The following is a 14,267-nucleotide window of genomic DNA, read 5'->3' on the forward strand; positions in this document are numbered from 1 at the left end:
TCGTCACCCGCGCGACCACCGAGGACACCGAAACTCGGCGGGCACACATTCACGAAGGGCACGACCGTGGTCTACAGCCCCTACCTGCTGCACCATCGCGCCGACCGCTACCCCGATCCCGAGCGGTTCGACCCCGACCGATGGGACAGGCCCACCGCCGAACCGCCGCCCGCTCTCCCCTTCGGCGACGGTGCCCGCAAATGCCTCGGCGACACCTTCGCCGTCACCGAGGCCACCCTGGCTTTGGCCACCCTCTGCGGCCGCTGGCGGCTGCGCGTCGTACCCGGCCAGGACACGAGCCCCGCCCTACCCTCGATGACGGTGCAGCCCAGGCAATTACGGATGCGCGTCACCGCCCGTGGGGAGGTATCGAGCGAGGTGGGGACAGACCGATGAAGCACCGTTTTCTCCGGCTGTTCGACGCCCCCGTCAGCCCCGACGCTGAGCGGGTCCGCGAGCACACGCTCGAGTGGATGCGCCGATTCCGGATCACCGCTGTGGTGCACCCCGAACGCGTCGAGTCGTGGCGGCTCGACCTGTACACCGCCCGCGTGTACCCGGCCATCCGCGGCGAGACTCTCGAGCTGCTCAACGACTGGATCGTCTGGGGCACGGTGCTGGACGACTATGTCGAAACCAACGATCCCGCCGAGATCGCTCCGCTGCTCCGGGACGTGTGCACCGTGCTGCGGTGCGATATTCCCGAACCCGCCCCGCCCGGTGCGCATCCGCTGCTGGCGGGGCTGGCGGACCTGACGGCCCGCACCTTGTGCTCGATGCCCGAGGGCCTGCGCGCGCGTACCACTCAGGACTTCGTCGCGTGGATCACCACCTACCTGGAGGACGCCACCCACCGCAGGCAGCAGTTCTGGCTGACGCTGTGGTCGCATATCGAACGACGCCAGCACACCAGTGCGATGTTCCCGTATTCGGACCTGTCCGAGCACACCTACGAGTGCCACTTGACGGAGCGAGTGGTCTGTTCGGGAATCTTCAAGGCGCTGCGGATCGTCGCGACCGAGCACGTCGGTCTGCTGAACGACGTCTACAGCTGCCATCGCGAAGAGTCACGGGGCGACAATCACAACGCCGTGCTCGTCGCCGAACGCCACTTCGGGTACTCCCGTGAATCCGCGATCGAGCATGTCATCACCCTGGTGGACGAGCGCATGCGCCTATTCGTCGCCCTGCGGGAGGCGTCGGCGACGTGCACAGCGGAATTCACGCCGGACGAATGCGCGGGTCTGCGGCGGATGGCGGAGGCGTTGGGGCACTGGATCATCGGCAATCTCGATTGGCACGAACTCGCCCAGCCTCGGCGCTACGACGAGCGAGGCAAATGGGTGCCTCCGGGAGGAAAGGGCGACCATGAACCGACGATGGACACCGGCGACCGCGCTGTCGCTGCACGCCGCACTGACATCGTGCGCTGAAAGGCTCACCGCGCGGGGAATGCCGACCGGCTACTACACGGTGCCCGACTGGGACGGGTACGCCCCGGCGACCGGAAGCGCCTCGGACGTGTACTGTCTCGACGTCGCGCTGGTACCCGCGCTGCGCCGTCCCGGCCACACTCTGCACGCGCTCTTCCAGGTGTTCGTTCCCGCCCAACCCAACCTCGGGGTTTTCGTCCTGTACGACCGCCGCGACAGCGATGGCCATCCGTACCAGGACCCGCATTGGCCGCGATACAGTGTGCGCTCGGACCACACAGTGGCCTTCAGCGTCTTGCCCGAGTTCGATACCGTGCTTGCTCCGCTCGACCCGACCGGCCGCGGACACAGCCAGCGCGTGGACATCTGGCACGGTCACGCGAACCTCCCCGACCACTTCGCGGCCCCGGTGACCGCGACCACCCTGCTCAGGAACTTCCGTAGGCGAAGCCAGCACGCGATCATCTGGGTCGATTACCGAGTGCCCGCCGCCGAACTCATCACCCGGCTGACCCAAGCGATCATCCGGGCACCCCACGTCCACTTGATACCGCGCACCGGAACGCCCTCGGGGATCCGCATGCCGATACGCGCCGCCGACGACACCATCGTCGCGCTCGCCAACTTTTCCGACGCGCTGGATGATGGAATCGCCTGCGCCCTTCGATATCTGCGAACGGGTAGCGATCGGGATGGGCAATGAGGTCCCAGGGCGTTCCGGGAGAGGGCGATGCGAGATCTGGACAAGAAGACGGCCGTCGTGGTGGGGGCGGGATCCGGGATCGGCCGGGCGACCGCCGCGGCACTCGCACGGCGCGGGATGCGGATCGCGGTCGGTGACATCGATGACGCGGCCGCGCGGGAGACCGCCGAGACCATTGCCGCGCTGGGGTGCGACGCGAGTTCGCATCGGATCGACGTCGGTGATGCCGAGCAGCTGCGGCAGATGGTCGACGCCGTCATCGCGGCCTACGGTGCGGTTGATGTGGTGGTCAATACCGTCGGCATCGCACCGCGGGCGTTGCCGCTCATCGACGTGCCGCGGGCGGAGTTCGAACATGTTGTGCGGGTCAACTTCTGGGGTGTGGTCAACACGTCGCTGGCCTTTCTGCCGCATCTGCTGACGCGGCCGTGCGCGAACCTCGTCAACGTGGTCAGTTATGCGGGCTTGATCGGCGTGCCCCGTTTCGGTACCTACGCCGTCAGCAAATTCGCCTGTCGTGGATTTCTCGAAACCTTGCAGATGGAACTGCATGGCACGGCTGTCACGGTCACCGCCGTCTACCCGGGGGCGACTCGCACGAATATGTTCCGCAACAGCCCGCTGCTCGGGGAACGGCAACGGAAAGCGCTGCAGCGCAATCTGGATCGCACGCCTGCGCTCGCACCGGACCGGGTGGCCGAGAAGATCGTGCGTGGTATCCGCAGGGACCGGCTTCGGGTGCGCACCGGTCCGGATGCCGTGGCCGTCGACCTGCTGACCCGGACGCTCGCGGGCGGGTACCCGAGACTGCTCGCCACACCGTTCGAGCGGTATACCGGCACAGTGCTCGACACCGGCGAATGACGGTGTCAGCGTGTGATTCCCGCGAGGTCGGCGAGGTGGGCGACCTCGGTGCGGGTGAGGTAGTTGTCCCGGCGGACGAGGTGCTGGACGCAGTTCCGGGCGTCGGCGTCGTAGTAGAGGTCCTCGGGGCTGATGGTGGCGATCTTCATGAGGGCGATGGTGGCTTCGGCGTCCTCGCGCCGCAGGATGTAGGCGCGGGCCTGGTCGATGTGATAGGCCGCGCGACGGCCGAGCGCCTGTTCCTCGGTGAGGCACACGCGGCGGGCGAGCCGGATGGCCTGGTCGGGATCGTGTTGGGCGAGCGCGATATTCACCTCGGCGATGCCGAGTTCGACAGGGCCGAAGGGGATTCCCCGCGCGGCACGGTCGTGGCCGCGCGCGCGGGCAGCCAGTCCGGCCTGTTCGAGTAGCCGGGCCGATTCGGCGAGGTCACCGGCGAGTGCCGCACCGTGGGCGGCGAGCAGACGCAGTGCCTCGCCGAGGATCTCGGCGTCCGGACAGGTCAGCTCGGCCTCGGCGAGGCGGTGCGCGGCGGTCAGTGCGTAATCGTGGCCGTCCATCGGATCGTCGGCGTGCAGCATGCCGTCGGCGACGTGCCAGGCGCTGGCGGCGAGGAACAGGGGCTGGCGGACCTGCGCGGCGATTTCCAGCGCGCGATCGGCGACGGTGGCGGCGGTGCGATGATCGCCCGCGGCGGTGAGCAGGTCGCGTGCGAGGTGGTAGGCGTCGATGAGCTGTGCGGCGGTTTCGAGATCCCGGCGTTGCCAGTGTGCGGTCCTGGCGACGGCGATGAGCGCGGGCAGTCGCGCGGACACCTGGGAGTATCGGTGTGGTGCGGTGGTCCAGATTCGGCGGCATTCCCGCAGCGCGCTGGAAAGTGGCTGAGGAGTGTGGGTTTCGACCGGCGGATCGTCGCGGACGCGGAGTGCGGGGTGATCGATGACGACCTGTCTGAGCTGATGCAATTCGTCGGGCGGTTTGCCGGTGGGACGGGGGAGTTTGTGGTTGGGCCAGTCGATCAGCTCGGCGACATCGTGGACCTGGAGGATGACGGCCAGGCGTGCGAGCACATCGATGCTGTCGAGCCTGCGCTGCCCGGATTCCACGAGGCGTAGCCACTCCTCGCTGCGGCCGACGAGATTGGCCACCACCTTGCGAGACAGGCCGCGCTGGCGGCGCCGCATCTCGATTCGCCGACCGGCGAGGGGACGGTCAGGGTGCGAGGACCTCGTCATTCGATCCAAGGATGCCACCGTTGCCGAATGCGGCTGTCGAAGAACATGTTTCGGTTTGGCCACAAGCTGATTCGCGGCGGCCCGCCACAGCGCGGGTGATCCGCGGTCGCATGGCGGGCCCGTCGGGGTCGGCAGCAGAGTCGCTGTCTAGGGCGCCTCGATCCACCTGCGAATGTGTTCGGTGCCGATCGGGGGCTCGGCCGGAGAGCCGAGACGAATGCCGAGCATGCTCAACGCATGGTCGTGCGCGTACTCGAAGAGCAAGAGCGAGGCATCGATTCCCGACGGTCCGACGACGCATTCGGTGACGTCTATGTAGCCGGGGTTGTCGGCGTAGCGCTGCGCCGGTGCGGGATCGAAGCCTATGCGCAATTTGAATACGCACAGGCCCGGCTGGACCACATGGCCGAACAGGTTGGGGTCGAAGCCCATGCTCATCGAATCGCAGCCGAGTGATGCTCCGTAATCCGCGACGCGGTGGTAAAGGCCGCGAAGGAGTCCGGCGTCGCGTGCGTTCGGTGTCGCGGCCGAGAGCCGCACGCGTGCGGTAGACGGATCCGAGCCGGTGTCGAAGAGGACGCCCGCGTGCATTTCACCGGAATCGAAATATCCGGCGAAACTCAGGTTCGTGAGATTGTCCAGCGAGGCGTATTTGTCTACGACATTCAGACCGGTCGGCATCGAGGCTATATGCCGGTCGTATATCTTCTTCCATTCTTTCAAGGTTTCGCGGCGCACCTCGGGCTCGATGCGCTCCTCGAGTTCCGTGGCCTGCCGAATGATGGCTTTGCTCCGTCTGCGGGTGGACTTGCTCTGGCGGGCGAGCAGGGTTTCGGATCCGTTCGTCAGCGGGGCTGTCCAGGCGACCCACAGTGGTCGCGTGTAGCCGAATTCGGCGTTCTCGCAGCCGATGCCATTCTCGTGCCGGATCAGCCGGACGTCCGGCTTTGTACTGCCGCAATCGTCCGGCGATCCGTAGGCGGTGCCGGGAAGACTGCCGAGATCTTCGGGAACAAGATTCACCGGATGCATTTTTCGATGTACTCGAGCGCTTCCCGTCCGGAGTCGGCGAAGTAGATAAGGTCTTCGAGGGGCACCGGCAGGAACCCCTCCGCCTCCATGCGCAGCAGCTGCATCCTCAGTCCGTCGTAGAAGCCCGCGGTATTGACCACCGCGACCGGCTTGTCGCTCAGGCCGTGCTTTTTGAGCTCGAGGATATCCGTGGTCTCGTCCAGGGTGCCGGTGCCGCCGACCAGCATCACGACCGCATCCGCCTTGTCGAGCAGCAGTGCCTTGCGCTCGCCGAGATCCTTCGCGATCACCAACTCGTCCATACCGGGCCGGATGACATGGGTGAGGAATTCGACCGAGACGCCGCACAACCGTCCGCCCGCGTTCTGGACGCCATCGGCCATCACTTTCATCAGCCCGACATTCGACCCGCCCCACACCAGCGTGTGGCCCGCGCGGCCGAGCAGTTCAGCGAACTCGCGGGCGGGTGCGACATAGCGCTCGTCGAGATCGGCGGCGGAAAGAAAGACGCAAATTCTCATGATGCTTCCTTGCTGAGGATGTCATTGTGCAGTCGGTGCGCGAAGTGCTCACGATGCCGTATTCCGGCGTTTCGCGATCCACTCCCGCGCGGCCATGAGCGGCTCGCGCCGCATGGTCCAGCGCATCCGCTGGTCGAAATTCATTTCACCGAGCGTCAGCCCGGTGCCGTCGACTTCGAAAATCGGTGTCCAGCCGCCGAGTTCGCCACGGCCGTCGACCAGGCGCCCCTCGGTGTGCCCGGCCCAGATCTCCTGCTCGCCGTCGAAGACGACACCGACCGCACTGGTGGCGATCGCCGCGAGCGGCTCCGCACCGTGGATCGACTCCTTGAGCCGCTGGGCTCCCATGCCGTCCACGAACCACTTGACCAGCGCGCCGGGCAGACCGTTCCACGCCTCCACGGCGAGCCCCGTGTCCTCGACGATGACGGGCACCGGCAGGCGCAGTGCGGCGACCTGTTCGAGTTTGTGCTCCACCACGCGCACCACGTCGACCGACTGCACCTCCAGCAGTTCGGCATCCAGCACGTCGATGCCGGGAAAGAACGTCCGGACTTCTTCGATCTTGATGGAGTTCCTGCTGGCGAGAAGCACTGTGCTCGTCACGCTATACACCCTCTATCTGTCATATTCGCACGGGGAAAAGGCGGAACATCGTACCACTTCACCGCATCATCACCGGTGCTCAGCGGTAGCACGAATCGGTGCGCTTCGAGTTCGAAACGCGAGTATTCCTGGCCCGCGTCGGCGAAGCGAGATCGAATATTCCGCCGTATCTTCGCGGCCCTGTTGCCGAGTCGTGCATGGAAAGAACTATTGGGTTGCATCAGCACGAAGACGGAATCCGATACGCCGTGGGTGTGCCTGCTGTGATCTTTGCGGTAGATCGGCGAGAACACGGGCGCGAAATAATCGACGCCCGCATAGGACAGGCGCCATTGCGGAACCAGTGCGTCCCAATACACGAAACGGCGGGGAGCGACCGGATCGTTGGTCAGCAATACTTCGACCAACGTCCGCACCAGGCGCGCCAGCTGGCCGATCTCCGCGCCCACCGCGGACACCGGAAATCGGTAGACGAACGCGTCGAGCTGTTCGGTCTCCGCTCGCTCGGTGAAGCGGGTGAGCGCGTCGAGAGATTCCGCCAGATTGGCGCGCAACGAGCATGCCTCGTCGTACGGGGGTGCGCTGCTGAGCTGCGCTTTGACGGCGAAGGGGCACAATGTCCGGGCAACGACCGGAGCCACCGCGAGTACGTTCTCCTCGTTTTGTTCGGTGCGCTGCATCGCCGGTCCTAGGCAGTGGCAACCCGTGTGGCGAGCACATGCCCCCACTGGTGGTAATGGTCGACGGGATATTCGACGTGCGCCCGATCGAGGGTCGGCTTCATGACGCGGTTGTATTTCAGGTCCCACTGCGGACGCTGAGCGAAGTACTCGGCCCACCACGGCGCCTCGGGACAATTGGGGCGGCCCTGGTACTTCTCCTCGTAGGGCAGCATGTAGTCGAGGTAGAACAGCCCGCCCTCGCGCACCAGGTCGCCCACCGCGTCCACCATCTGCGCCAGGCTGTGCTCCATATTGTTGGAGTACTGCAGCGCGCCGCTGGTGAAGACCGCGTCGAAGGTCCGGCCGGGCGGCGATGCCATGAAGTCGCCGTGCACGATCTCCACGAATTCCTCGAGGTTCTCGTCCTTGACGCGCGACCGCAATCCCGGCATGTCGACCGCGCCCGATGCGTCGTGCTTCACGCCGCCGAACAGGGCTACCTCGTCGATATCGATCGCCCAGACCCTGATGCCGCGTCGTGCCGCGGGCACGACGAACTTGCCATCCGCGCACCCGACGACCGCGAGTGTCGGTGGATGATCGGCATTCTGCGCACCGAACTCCCGGAGAAAGCGGTAGAAGCGGGAGGGCGGAGATCCCCAGAGGCTGCTGGTCTTCATCAGACTTTCCTTCTCTCATCGTTGCGGGCCGTGTCGAACTGGAGCCGTCGGACTAGAAGCCCTTGAAAAGGTGTGAGGTGGCGACGAGAACGGTGTGCTCGTCCGCCCCTATGCGGCCCTGTGCGCGCAGTGCGTCGCAGGCCGCGAAAACCGTTGTGCTGCTGCGCTCCCAGACATGGCCGCGGCGGCACAGCCGCCGGAACCAGTCGTCGGCGACCGCGTCGGACACCACCACCGCCGAGCCCTGCGAGCGGGTCACCGCCCGGTGCGCCTGGACGGTCGTGCCGTCGCCTGCGATGGAGGACAGCCGCCCGAAGTCGCCGGGGAACCGGCCGGTGAGCGCCGCGCCGTCGAGCACCGCGGACAGCCGGGGATACGGCTCGACGAGGTGCAACCGCGGAATGGGCAGGCCGCGTTGCTCGTTCAGCTCCGCGAAGCCCCGATAGACGCCCCAGGCGAGGTCGCCACGGCTCGACGGCAGGATCACGTGCCGCACCGGCGCCGGAGCCTGCTCCGCGATCTCCCAGGAGATGCGCTTGTACCCTTCGATGCCGTAGCAGCTGCTCCCGACGACCGGGTGCGTGATGTTCGAGACCGTGAGCAGCTCCGCGGTCGCGGCCTGCTTCGTCACCCACTCGATGCGCTCCCGGTCGGTGGCGAAGGTCCGCACCTCGGCGCCGAAATCGGTGAGGCAGGCCCGAATTCGATCGGGGAGCCAGTCGAAGGCGGCCACGGCGCAGCGCAGTCCGGCGGCCGCGGCGTAGGCCGCCAGGGAGATGCCCGCGTTACCCGAGGAACCGATGACGACGCCGCCGTACCCGGCCGCGCGTGCGTGCGTGGCCACCAGCGCCGAGAAGCGGTCCTTGTGGGAACCGGTCGGATTGGTCGCCTCGTTCTTCACGGACACGTTCGCCAGCCACGGCGGCTCCAGCAGCGGGGTGTCTCCGTGGCCGAGATCGGTTGTTTCGGCGTAGGGGTAACGCTGGTGTGCCGGAACTGATTTCGCATAGGTGCAGAAGAGGTTCGAATGGCGCCCCCGCGCCGCGCACGAAGGACAGCCCTGCGGGAAGTCCACGGCGGGGTACTGCTCGTCGCACTGAATGCATCGCAGTCCGTCCAAGCGTGCCGTCACGTCGTGCCCCAGATGCGATCGGCGGTGCGCTCGAATTCCGCACCGGGCACGCAGAAGACGGATTCGGGTCCCGACTTCTCGTAGAGATCGAGCGCGTCGGCGAGGGGAGCGCTGAGGGTGGTGTGCCCCTCGGCCCGGCCCAAGCCGTCCAGCAGGAAGGTCGGTGTGTCCGTGGGGCGTTCGGCGAGGTAGGCATCTCTCAGGAGGCTGAAGCGCCTGCGCGAGATGTCGGCCGCGGGCTCGCCGGTCGGGAAGAGGTCGGGGTGTTCTTCGCCGTTGTGGCGGAGCATGTAGGCCACCGTGCCCAGGCCCGACATGGCGATCCCGCGAATCTGGCGCGCGATCTTCTCCTCGGTATGGCTGTACAGGCACAGCGAGAGCACGGCGATCCCGCCGTTGAACGGGGCGCCGAGCGCGGCCGACGCATACTGCCACGCGGACAGACCAGGCAGAATGCGCACGTCCTCGACCGCCGCGGCCCCGGTGCGCCGCAGGTTGTACAGTGCCGGTCCGGCCATGCCGAGCAGTCCCGGATCGCCGCCCGAGACGATGACGACGTTCGCGCCCGCGGCGGAATGCTCGGCGGCGACCCGGGTGCGGACCGCGAAGACGTCCTCGTCGGCGCTCGCCTGGTCGATGACGTCGAAGCACTTCGCGTCCGGCCCGGCCAGATGCCTGATACTGCTCAGGAAGAACTCGTGGCCGATCAGCACGTCGGCCGCGCCGAGTGCGGCCGCGGTGGCCGCGGTGACGTCCGCGCCGTAGCCGATTCCGGCAACCGTGATAGTCATTGTCGCGCATCTCCTTTGGTGCTCTCGCGGGGACGGTGGTGGTCCGCGGTGTCCCGCTGTTCGGTCCGGAGGGTGGGGGACAGGAGTGGGCTCGCGACGAGTACGGCGATCAGCACCATCGGCGCCAGGACCCAGTAGTCGCTCCAGCCTGCGGACGCCTGCGCGGTGCCGGCCAGCGAGGCACCGAGCATGGCCCCGGCCAAGCCGCCGAAGGCGTCGCCGATGCCCGCGAGCCCGTAGATGGTGGTGGCCTGGTCCGCGCCCTGCGTCCTGACCCGGTTGTCGATCGAGAGGCTCACGCTCACCTCCGCCACGCTGAAGACGCCGACTGCCACCAGCCACAGGACCCACAGCGATTCGGGGACCGACAGCAGCGCGAAACTGGCGGCGAAGAGTGCGAACCCGATGCCGAAGGATGTCCGATCGCCCATGGTGGCAACGACTTTCGCCACGGGTTGCTGCACAACGATCACCAGCAGGGCATTGATCAGGAACAGGGCACCGGCCAGCCACGTCGACGGTCCACGGGAGACGAGCAACGGAAAGGTGCTGTCCAACTGGACGATCGCGAGACCGAGCAGGGTGGTGGCCACGATGACGAGGACAACGGGGCGCCGGACCGCCAGCGCCGCCGTGCCACGCCAGTACGCCGGTGCGGTCTCGGTCCGGCCCGCGTTCGGCGGCAAACGCAGTGGCAGGAGCAGGATATTCAGGACGCCGAAGGCCGCGGCGGCGAGGATGAACAACCCGGCCGGGCCGTGCACGAACACCAGCATGCCGATGAGCGGGCCGAGCGCGACACCGGCGTTGGCGCACATATTGCGCGCCGCAATGGCTTCGAGCTGGTGCTCGTCGTCCACCACATGCAGCAGACAGGCTTTGGCGACGGGAAAGTACACCCCGGCGCCCGCGCCGATGAGCAGTACGGCGCACGTGACCCGCGCCGGTGAATCGCCGAGCAGCAGCAGATAGCCGACCGCGCGAAGCAGGTTGCCCGCCACCATGGTTCGGCGCATGCCCCATCGGTGCGCCACCGCGCCCGCGGCCATGCCGAAAACCCTGGTGCTCCAGTAGTTCAGTCCGAGCAACAGGCCGACGGTGGCCGCGGCGAGCGCGGCGGCGTCGCGCAGGTAGATCGCGAGGTAGGGCACGACGAGGAAGACGCCGACGCTGGAGAGGAACGCCCCGAACAGCAGTGTGCGGGCGGGCCCGCGGCACCATGCGGGTAGCGCTCGGCTCATCGCGGCACACCGGGTTCGGTGGTGCGCAGATGCCTGGCCGCCGCGTGCGCCCGATGCAGCGCGGTCTCCGGCGACGGGCCGGTCGCGGTGAGGAAGCCGTAGCAGGCCCGCTGGTCGTCGATGCTCTCGATCGAAGAGGCGCTGTCTTTGAGCGGGTGCCACTCGATGTCGCCGGGGAACCGCGCGAGATCCTCAGCGCCGAGGACATTCCCGAGTGTGCCGGCCTTCGACGCGTACTTCAGCACCTGCGCGTAGCCGCCGGTCGCCGGCGTGCGCCGGACGGCCGCCAGGTGCCGGGAGTCCAGATGTGGTTCCGTCGCTTGCAGCAGAAGGAGTTCGAACGGGTCGATGCCACCGGCCGCCCGGATGCCTTCACCGATCAGGCCGCCGCCGAGCCGCGCGTTGACCTCGACCAGTTCCGGCCCGTCCGCGGTGTCCACGAATTCGACATGGGAGAACCCGGTTCCGCGGTCGATACCGGCGAGCACCTGCGCGACCCACTCCGCGACACCGGCCTCCCATCGACTGCCGCGACCGAAGGGAAAGGTGAGGTCCAGCTCGCGGAACTGCGGAAGTTCGGACATGGTGCGGCTGTTGATGCCGAGCAGTACCGTGCCGGATTCCGTGCTGAACGTCTCCGCGCTGTACAGCGGGCCGTAGGCGTACGGCTCCACCGTGATGCGGTCGGCGGGGACATCGTGATCGCGCAGTGCCGCAATCGCTTCCGCGACCGACGTGACTCCGTCCGCCAGCCGGACGTGCTTGCTGCCGGTGCCCTCCGCGTCCTTGACGATATGCAGGGCGTGCTCGGACTGTCCCGCCCAGTCCGAGCCACGGACACCCCGGCCGGCGCTCAGCCCCGCGTCGGCGACCCGGTTGCGCACCCACACCTTGTCGCGCAACAACGAAACGTCCTGCGTGACATTGGGGAACCCGTACTTGTCCGCGAGCGTCGCCGCCGTGTGCGCCCAGGTGTCGGTGTTGGAGATCAAGCCGGACACCTCGCCCAGCGCGTCGAGTGCGGCGTGCACCGCGTCGATGTCGAGGGTGTCGACGTCGACCACGCGCAGGTAGTCGTCCCCGGCCAGTTGCCTGCGGTAGTAGTCCCGGTCGAAAGTCAGGAGTACCAGGTCGATTTCGCGCCGCCGAGCCGCCGCGGAGAGGTGATTCAGCCCGAAGGCGAGCGCCTCGAGCATGACGATGGTCGCCACGTCAGGACTCGCGCTTCGGCCGCGGGAAGTTGACGCCGTATCGCCGCCAGTCGGTCACGCACCACGGCAACTCGAGGTGGCCCGGCTCGGTGATCACCCGTGGGTCCGCGTCCCGCACGACGGCGGAGCCGGGATCGTCGAAAACGGTGTGCACGTAGCGATGTCCGGTGTCCGGCGTCACGAAGACGACGGGGCGCTGGCCGTCCGCGGCGCGGGACGCCTGCCACTGGGCGACGACATACGACGCTCCGCTCGACAGGCCCGCGAATACGCAGTGCTCCCTGAGCAATTCGATGCTGCCGGACCTGGCGTAGGTGAAATCGATCCAGTGGATCTCGTCGTACGCGTCGTAGGCGATATTGCCGAAGTGGATTCCGCTGCCGAGCCCCGCGATGAGGAACTCCGGATCTTCGACATCCTGGCTCGCGAAGGAAATGCTGCCGAATGGCTGAATTCCCACGAGTTTCACGTCGACGCCGTGCCTGCGCAAAGCCGTGGCGAGCCCACCCGTCGACGCGCCCGAACCCACGCCGCCGACGAGGACGAGCTCGGTCGGATCGAGTTGTTTCAGCAGGCTCTGCGCCGCGAATTCGTAGCCGCGATAGTGGATTTGGTCGTGGTACTGACGCATCCAGTGTGCCCGGGGGTGGCGGTCGACATATTCGATCACCTTGCGCACCCGGCCGGCCTGGTCCAATTTCGCGTCGTCGGTCGCGTGCGGCTGTTCGATGGTGGCGCCGAGTACCTGCAATTGCGCGCGCAGCGCGGCGTCGACAATGGGCGAAGCGACGATGTGGCAATGGAATCCGTACTTTTTGCAGGCCAGCGCCAGTGCGTGGGCGTAGACGCCGCTGGAGCTGTCCACCAGGGTGTCGCCCGGTTGGATCACGCCGTCCGCCATGAGCTGCTCCACCGCGCCGAGGGCGGACATCACCTTCATCGACTCGAACCGTAGGGTGTGCAGGCGCGGTGTCAGGCGGATCAGGTCGGGCCGGGCGAGCGCATCGGCCATGTGCTCAAACAAGGGGATATCCCGCTCTCGTGAAATGGCACCGGTAGCCGCGGTGCAGGAAGTAACGGCACAGGTCGGCCCGGGTGGCCGCGTCGAAATCGCGGGTGGCGAGCAGGCCCGCGACGGTGCCGGTGTGTGCGCGGATGACGCCGACACCACCGAGGTCCGGGTAGTCGTGGAGCAGGTCGGCCACCAATTCGCTCGGCAGGTATTCCTGCGCGAGCTCGGCCGACCTCGTGGCTTCGCGGGCCATCGCCAGGCCGTCCTGCCTGGTCAGCGCCGCGTCGAGGCGCCGGAGTGAGGACGCGTATTCGCCTGCCGCGCCTTCGTAGACGCCGAGCAGCCACTCCTCGGGGAAGTCTTCGGTGCGCACCTCGCGTTCGTCGTAGGCGTAACACACATTGAAGGCGGCGGTGGACGGGTAGTCCTTGACCGTGAGATGCGCGCCGCTGAGGTACAGGGTGAACCTGTCGGCGTCGATGGCGTCCGAGCGCTCGATGGTGGTCAGAATCGTGCGCGTGATCTCCGGATCGGCCTTGTGGCCGAAGAGGCTGTCGAGGCATCTGATGAGGGCGAGAATGTCGGCGGTCGAGCTGGACATGCCCTTCCCGATCGGCAGATCGGAGGTGAATTCCCAACGGCCCGGGGGTACTTGGACGTCATATATACGTGTGTAACATTCGAGCGCCGCTCTTCTCTTTTCCGGCAGCTCGGCGGCATGATATTTCGTGTCGTTTCGACTCCGATGATAACTCGCATAGCTGTGGCGCGAAATCGGCATGGTCACCAATCCGATTCGCGGAATTCCGTTATGCGGCACCGGCCCCTGCCATAGTTCGCCGAGGGATCCGTGTGCCGCCGCATGTGCGACGAGCACGACTTCTACCTTTCCCCGGCAACTCTCGGAAGACACCAGGAGCTAATATCTGAATCATCCCATCTTCGATTCAGTAAATTAGGCGGCGGTTACTCGGACTGTCAAGGGTCCGTACGCGTTCGTCGAAAGTCCTAACATAATCAGCAGATTGCGGAGGGATGGCTCCGTGTACCCGATTTCCGCTTGTGATGCGCTGGCCTGGGGGGCGTCAGTTTGCTTGTCCGCGACTGGATTCCGGCATCTCGGCACGGTAGGGGGTGGCGGCTC

The 14,267-nt window shown here is 66.8% G+C and carries 16 protein-coding genes; 4 read left to right on the top strand and 12 right to left on the bottom strand.

Going from position 1 to position 14,267, the window contains the following annotated elements:
• The first annotated feature begins 66 nt into the window (after positions 1-66).
• The 4 genes from ACIG5A_RS04200 (at position 67) to ACIG5A_RS04215 (ending at position 3,000) form a co-directional block, all read left to right on the top strand.
• A complete protein-coding gene (locus ACIG5A_RS04200) occupies positions 67-396 on the top strand; it encodes a cytochrome P450 (RefSeq protein ID WP_397238799.1) in 330 nt (109 codons plus the stop codon).
• A gap of 77 nt (positions 397-473) precedes the next feature.
• Complete coding sequence (locus ACIG5A_RS04205) at positions 474-1,433, top strand: terpene synthase family protein (RefSeq protein ID WP_397238801.1); 960 nt, start codon at positions 474-476, stop codon at positions 1,431-1,433.
• Positions 1,369-2,136: a hypothetical protein gene (locus ACIG5A_RS04210; protein ID WP_397237524.1), complete on the top strand. Its 768-nt coding sequence runs from the start codon at positions 1,369-1,371 to the stop codon at positions 2,134-2,136. The genes ACIG5A_RS04205 and ACIG5A_RS04210 overlap by 65 nt, the downstream gene beginning before the upstream one ends.
• 27 nt (positions 2,137-2,163) lie before the next feature.
• Complete coding sequence (locus ACIG5A_RS04215) at positions 2,164-3,000, top strand: SDR family NAD(P)-dependent oxidoreductase (RefSeq protein WP_397237526.1); 837 nt, start codon at positions 2,164-2,166, stop codon at positions 2,998-3,000.
• 5 nt (positions 3,001-3,005) lie between these two features.
• Here ACIG5A_RS04215 and ACIG5A_RS04220 read toward each other — a convergent pair whose 3' ends face one another.
• From ACIG5A_RS04220 to ACIG5A_RS04275, 12 genes are all read right to left on the bottom strand, one after another.
• Positions 3,006-4,235 (bottom strand): helix-turn-helix domain-containing protein, encoded by a 1,230-nt coding sequence (locus tag ACIG5A_RS04220; protein ID WP_397237529.1) that lies wholly within the window; start codon positions 4,233-4,235, stop codon positions 3,006-3,008.
• A gap of 147 nt (positions 4,236-4,382) precedes the next feature.
• Positions 4,383-5,258: a hypothetical protein gene (locus ACIG5A_RS04225; RefSeq protein WP_397237531.1), complete on the bottom strand. Its 876-nt coding sequence runs from the start codon at positions 5,256-5,258 to the stop codon at positions 4,383-4,385.
• Positions 5,255-5,788 (bottom strand): TIGR00730 family Rossman fold protein, encoded by a 534-nt coding sequence (locus ACIG5A_RS04230; protein WP_397237533.1) that lies wholly within the window; start codon positions 5,786-5,788, stop codon positions 5,255-5,257. The genes ACIG5A_RS04225 and ACIG5A_RS04230 overlap by 4 nt, the downstream gene beginning before the upstream one ends.
• A gap of 48 nt (positions 5,789-5,836) precedes the next feature.
• Positions 5,837-6,394, bottom strand: coding sequence for a non-canonical purine NTP pyrophosphatase (locus tag ACIG5A_RS04235; RefSeq protein ID WP_397237535.1), 558 nt, complete (start codon positions 6,392-6,394; stop codon positions 5,837-5,839).
• Positions 6,391-7,074, bottom strand: a complete 684-nt coding sequence (locus ACIG5A_RS04240) for a YqcI/YcgG family protein (RefSeq protein WP_397237537.1) — start codon at positions 7,072-7,074, stop codon at positions 6,391-6,393. The genes ACIG5A_RS04235 and ACIG5A_RS04240 overlap by 4 nt, the downstream gene beginning before the upstream one ends.
• Before the next feature lie 8 nt (positions 7,075-7,082).
• Positions 7,083-7,736, bottom strand: coding sequence for a class I SAM-dependent methyltransferase (locus tag ACIG5A_RS04245; RefSeq protein WP_397237539.1), 654 nt, complete (start codon positions 7,734-7,736; stop codon positions 7,083-7,085).
• A gap of 52 nt (positions 7,737-7,788) precedes the next feature.
• Positions 7,789-8,868: a pyridoxal-phosphate dependent enzyme gene (locus tag ACIG5A_RS04250; protein ID WP_397237541.1), complete on the bottom strand. Its 1,080-nt coding sequence runs from the start codon at positions 8,866-8,868 to the stop codon at positions 7,789-7,791.
• Positions 8,865-9,659, bottom strand: a complete 795-nt coding sequence (locus ACIG5A_RS04255; RefSeq protein ID WP_397237543.1) for an SAM-dependent methyltransferase — start codon at positions 9,657-9,659, stop codon at positions 8,865-8,867. Before ACIG5A_RS04255 ends, ACIG5A_RS04250 begins: the two co-directional genes overlap by 4 nt.
• Positions 9,656-10,900, bottom strand: coding sequence for an MFS transporter (locus ACIG5A_RS04260; protein WP_397237545.1), 1,245 nt, complete (start codon positions 10,898-10,900; stop codon positions 9,656-9,658). The genes ACIG5A_RS04255 and ACIG5A_RS04260 overlap by 4 nt, the downstream gene beginning before the upstream one ends.
• Complete coding sequence (locus tag ACIG5A_RS04265) at positions 10,897-12,111, bottom strand: hypothetical protein (protein ID WP_397237547.1); 1,215 nt, start codon at positions 12,109-12,111, stop codon at positions 10,897-10,899. The genes ACIG5A_RS04260 and ACIG5A_RS04265 overlap by 4 nt, the downstream gene beginning before the upstream one ends.
• Position 12,112: 1 nt before the next feature.
• Positions 12,113-13,135, bottom strand: a complete 1,023-nt coding sequence (locus ACIG5A_RS04270) for a pyridoxal-phosphate dependent enzyme (protein ID WP_397237549.1) — start codon at positions 13,133-13,135, stop codon at positions 12,113-12,115.
• On the bottom strand, positions 13,128-13,904 hold the full coding sequence (locus ACIG5A_RS04275) for a hypothetical protein (protein ID WP_397238803.1): 777 nt from the start codon (positions 13,902-13,904) through the stop codon (positions 13,128-13,130). Before ACIG5A_RS04275 ends, ACIG5A_RS04270 begins: the two co-directional genes overlap by 8 nt.
• Positions 13,905-14,267 lie beyond the last annotated feature (363 nt).

It is taken from the genome of Nocardia sp. NPDC052566 (genome assembly GCF_044547285.1).
Taxonomy (GTDB): Bacteria; Actinomycetota; Actinomycetes; order Mycobacteriales; family Mycobacteriaceae; genus Nocardia.

Coding starts and splice junctions, on each gene's coding strand:
- ACIG5A_RS04205 (WP_397238801.1), top strand. CDS start 474: ATGCGCCGATTCCGGATCACCGCTGTGGTGCACCCCGAACGCGTCGAG.
- ACIG5A_RS04210 (WP_397237524.1), top strand. CDS start 1,369: ATGAACCGACGATGGACACCGGCGACCGCGCTGTCGCTGCACGCCGCA.
- ACIG5A_RS04215 (WP_397237526.1), top strand. CDS start 2,164: ATGCGAGATCTGGACAAGAAGACGGCCGTCGTGGTGGGGGCGGGATCC.
- ACIG5A_RS04220 (WP_397237529.1), bottom strand. CDS start 4,235: ATGACGAGGTCCTCGCACCCTGACCGTCCCCTCGCCGGTCGGCGAATC.
- ACIG5A_RS04230 (WP_397237533.1), bottom strand. CDS start 5,788: ATGAGAATTTGCGTCTTTCTTTCCGCCGCCGATCTCGACGAGCGCTAT.
- ACIG5A_RS04240 (WP_397237537.1), bottom strand. CDS start 7,074: ATGCAGCGCACCGAACAAAACGAGGAGAACGTACTCGCGGTGGCTCCG.
- ACIG5A_RS04245 (WP_397237539.1), bottom strand. CDS start 7,736: ATGAAGACCAGCAGCCTCTGGGGATCTCCGCCCTCCCGCTTCTACCGC.
- ACIG5A_RS04255 (WP_397237543.1), bottom strand. CDS start 9,659: ATGACTATCACGGTTGCCGGAATCGGCTACGGCGCGGACGTCACCGCG.
- ACIG5A_RS04260 (WP_397237545.1), bottom strand. CDS start 10,900: ATGAGCCGAGCGCTACCCGCATGGTGCCGCGGGCCCGCCCGCACACTG.
- ACIG5A_RS04275 (WP_397238803.1), bottom strand. CDS start 13,904: ATGCCGATTTCGCGCCACAGCTATGCGAGTTATCATCGGAGTCGAAAC.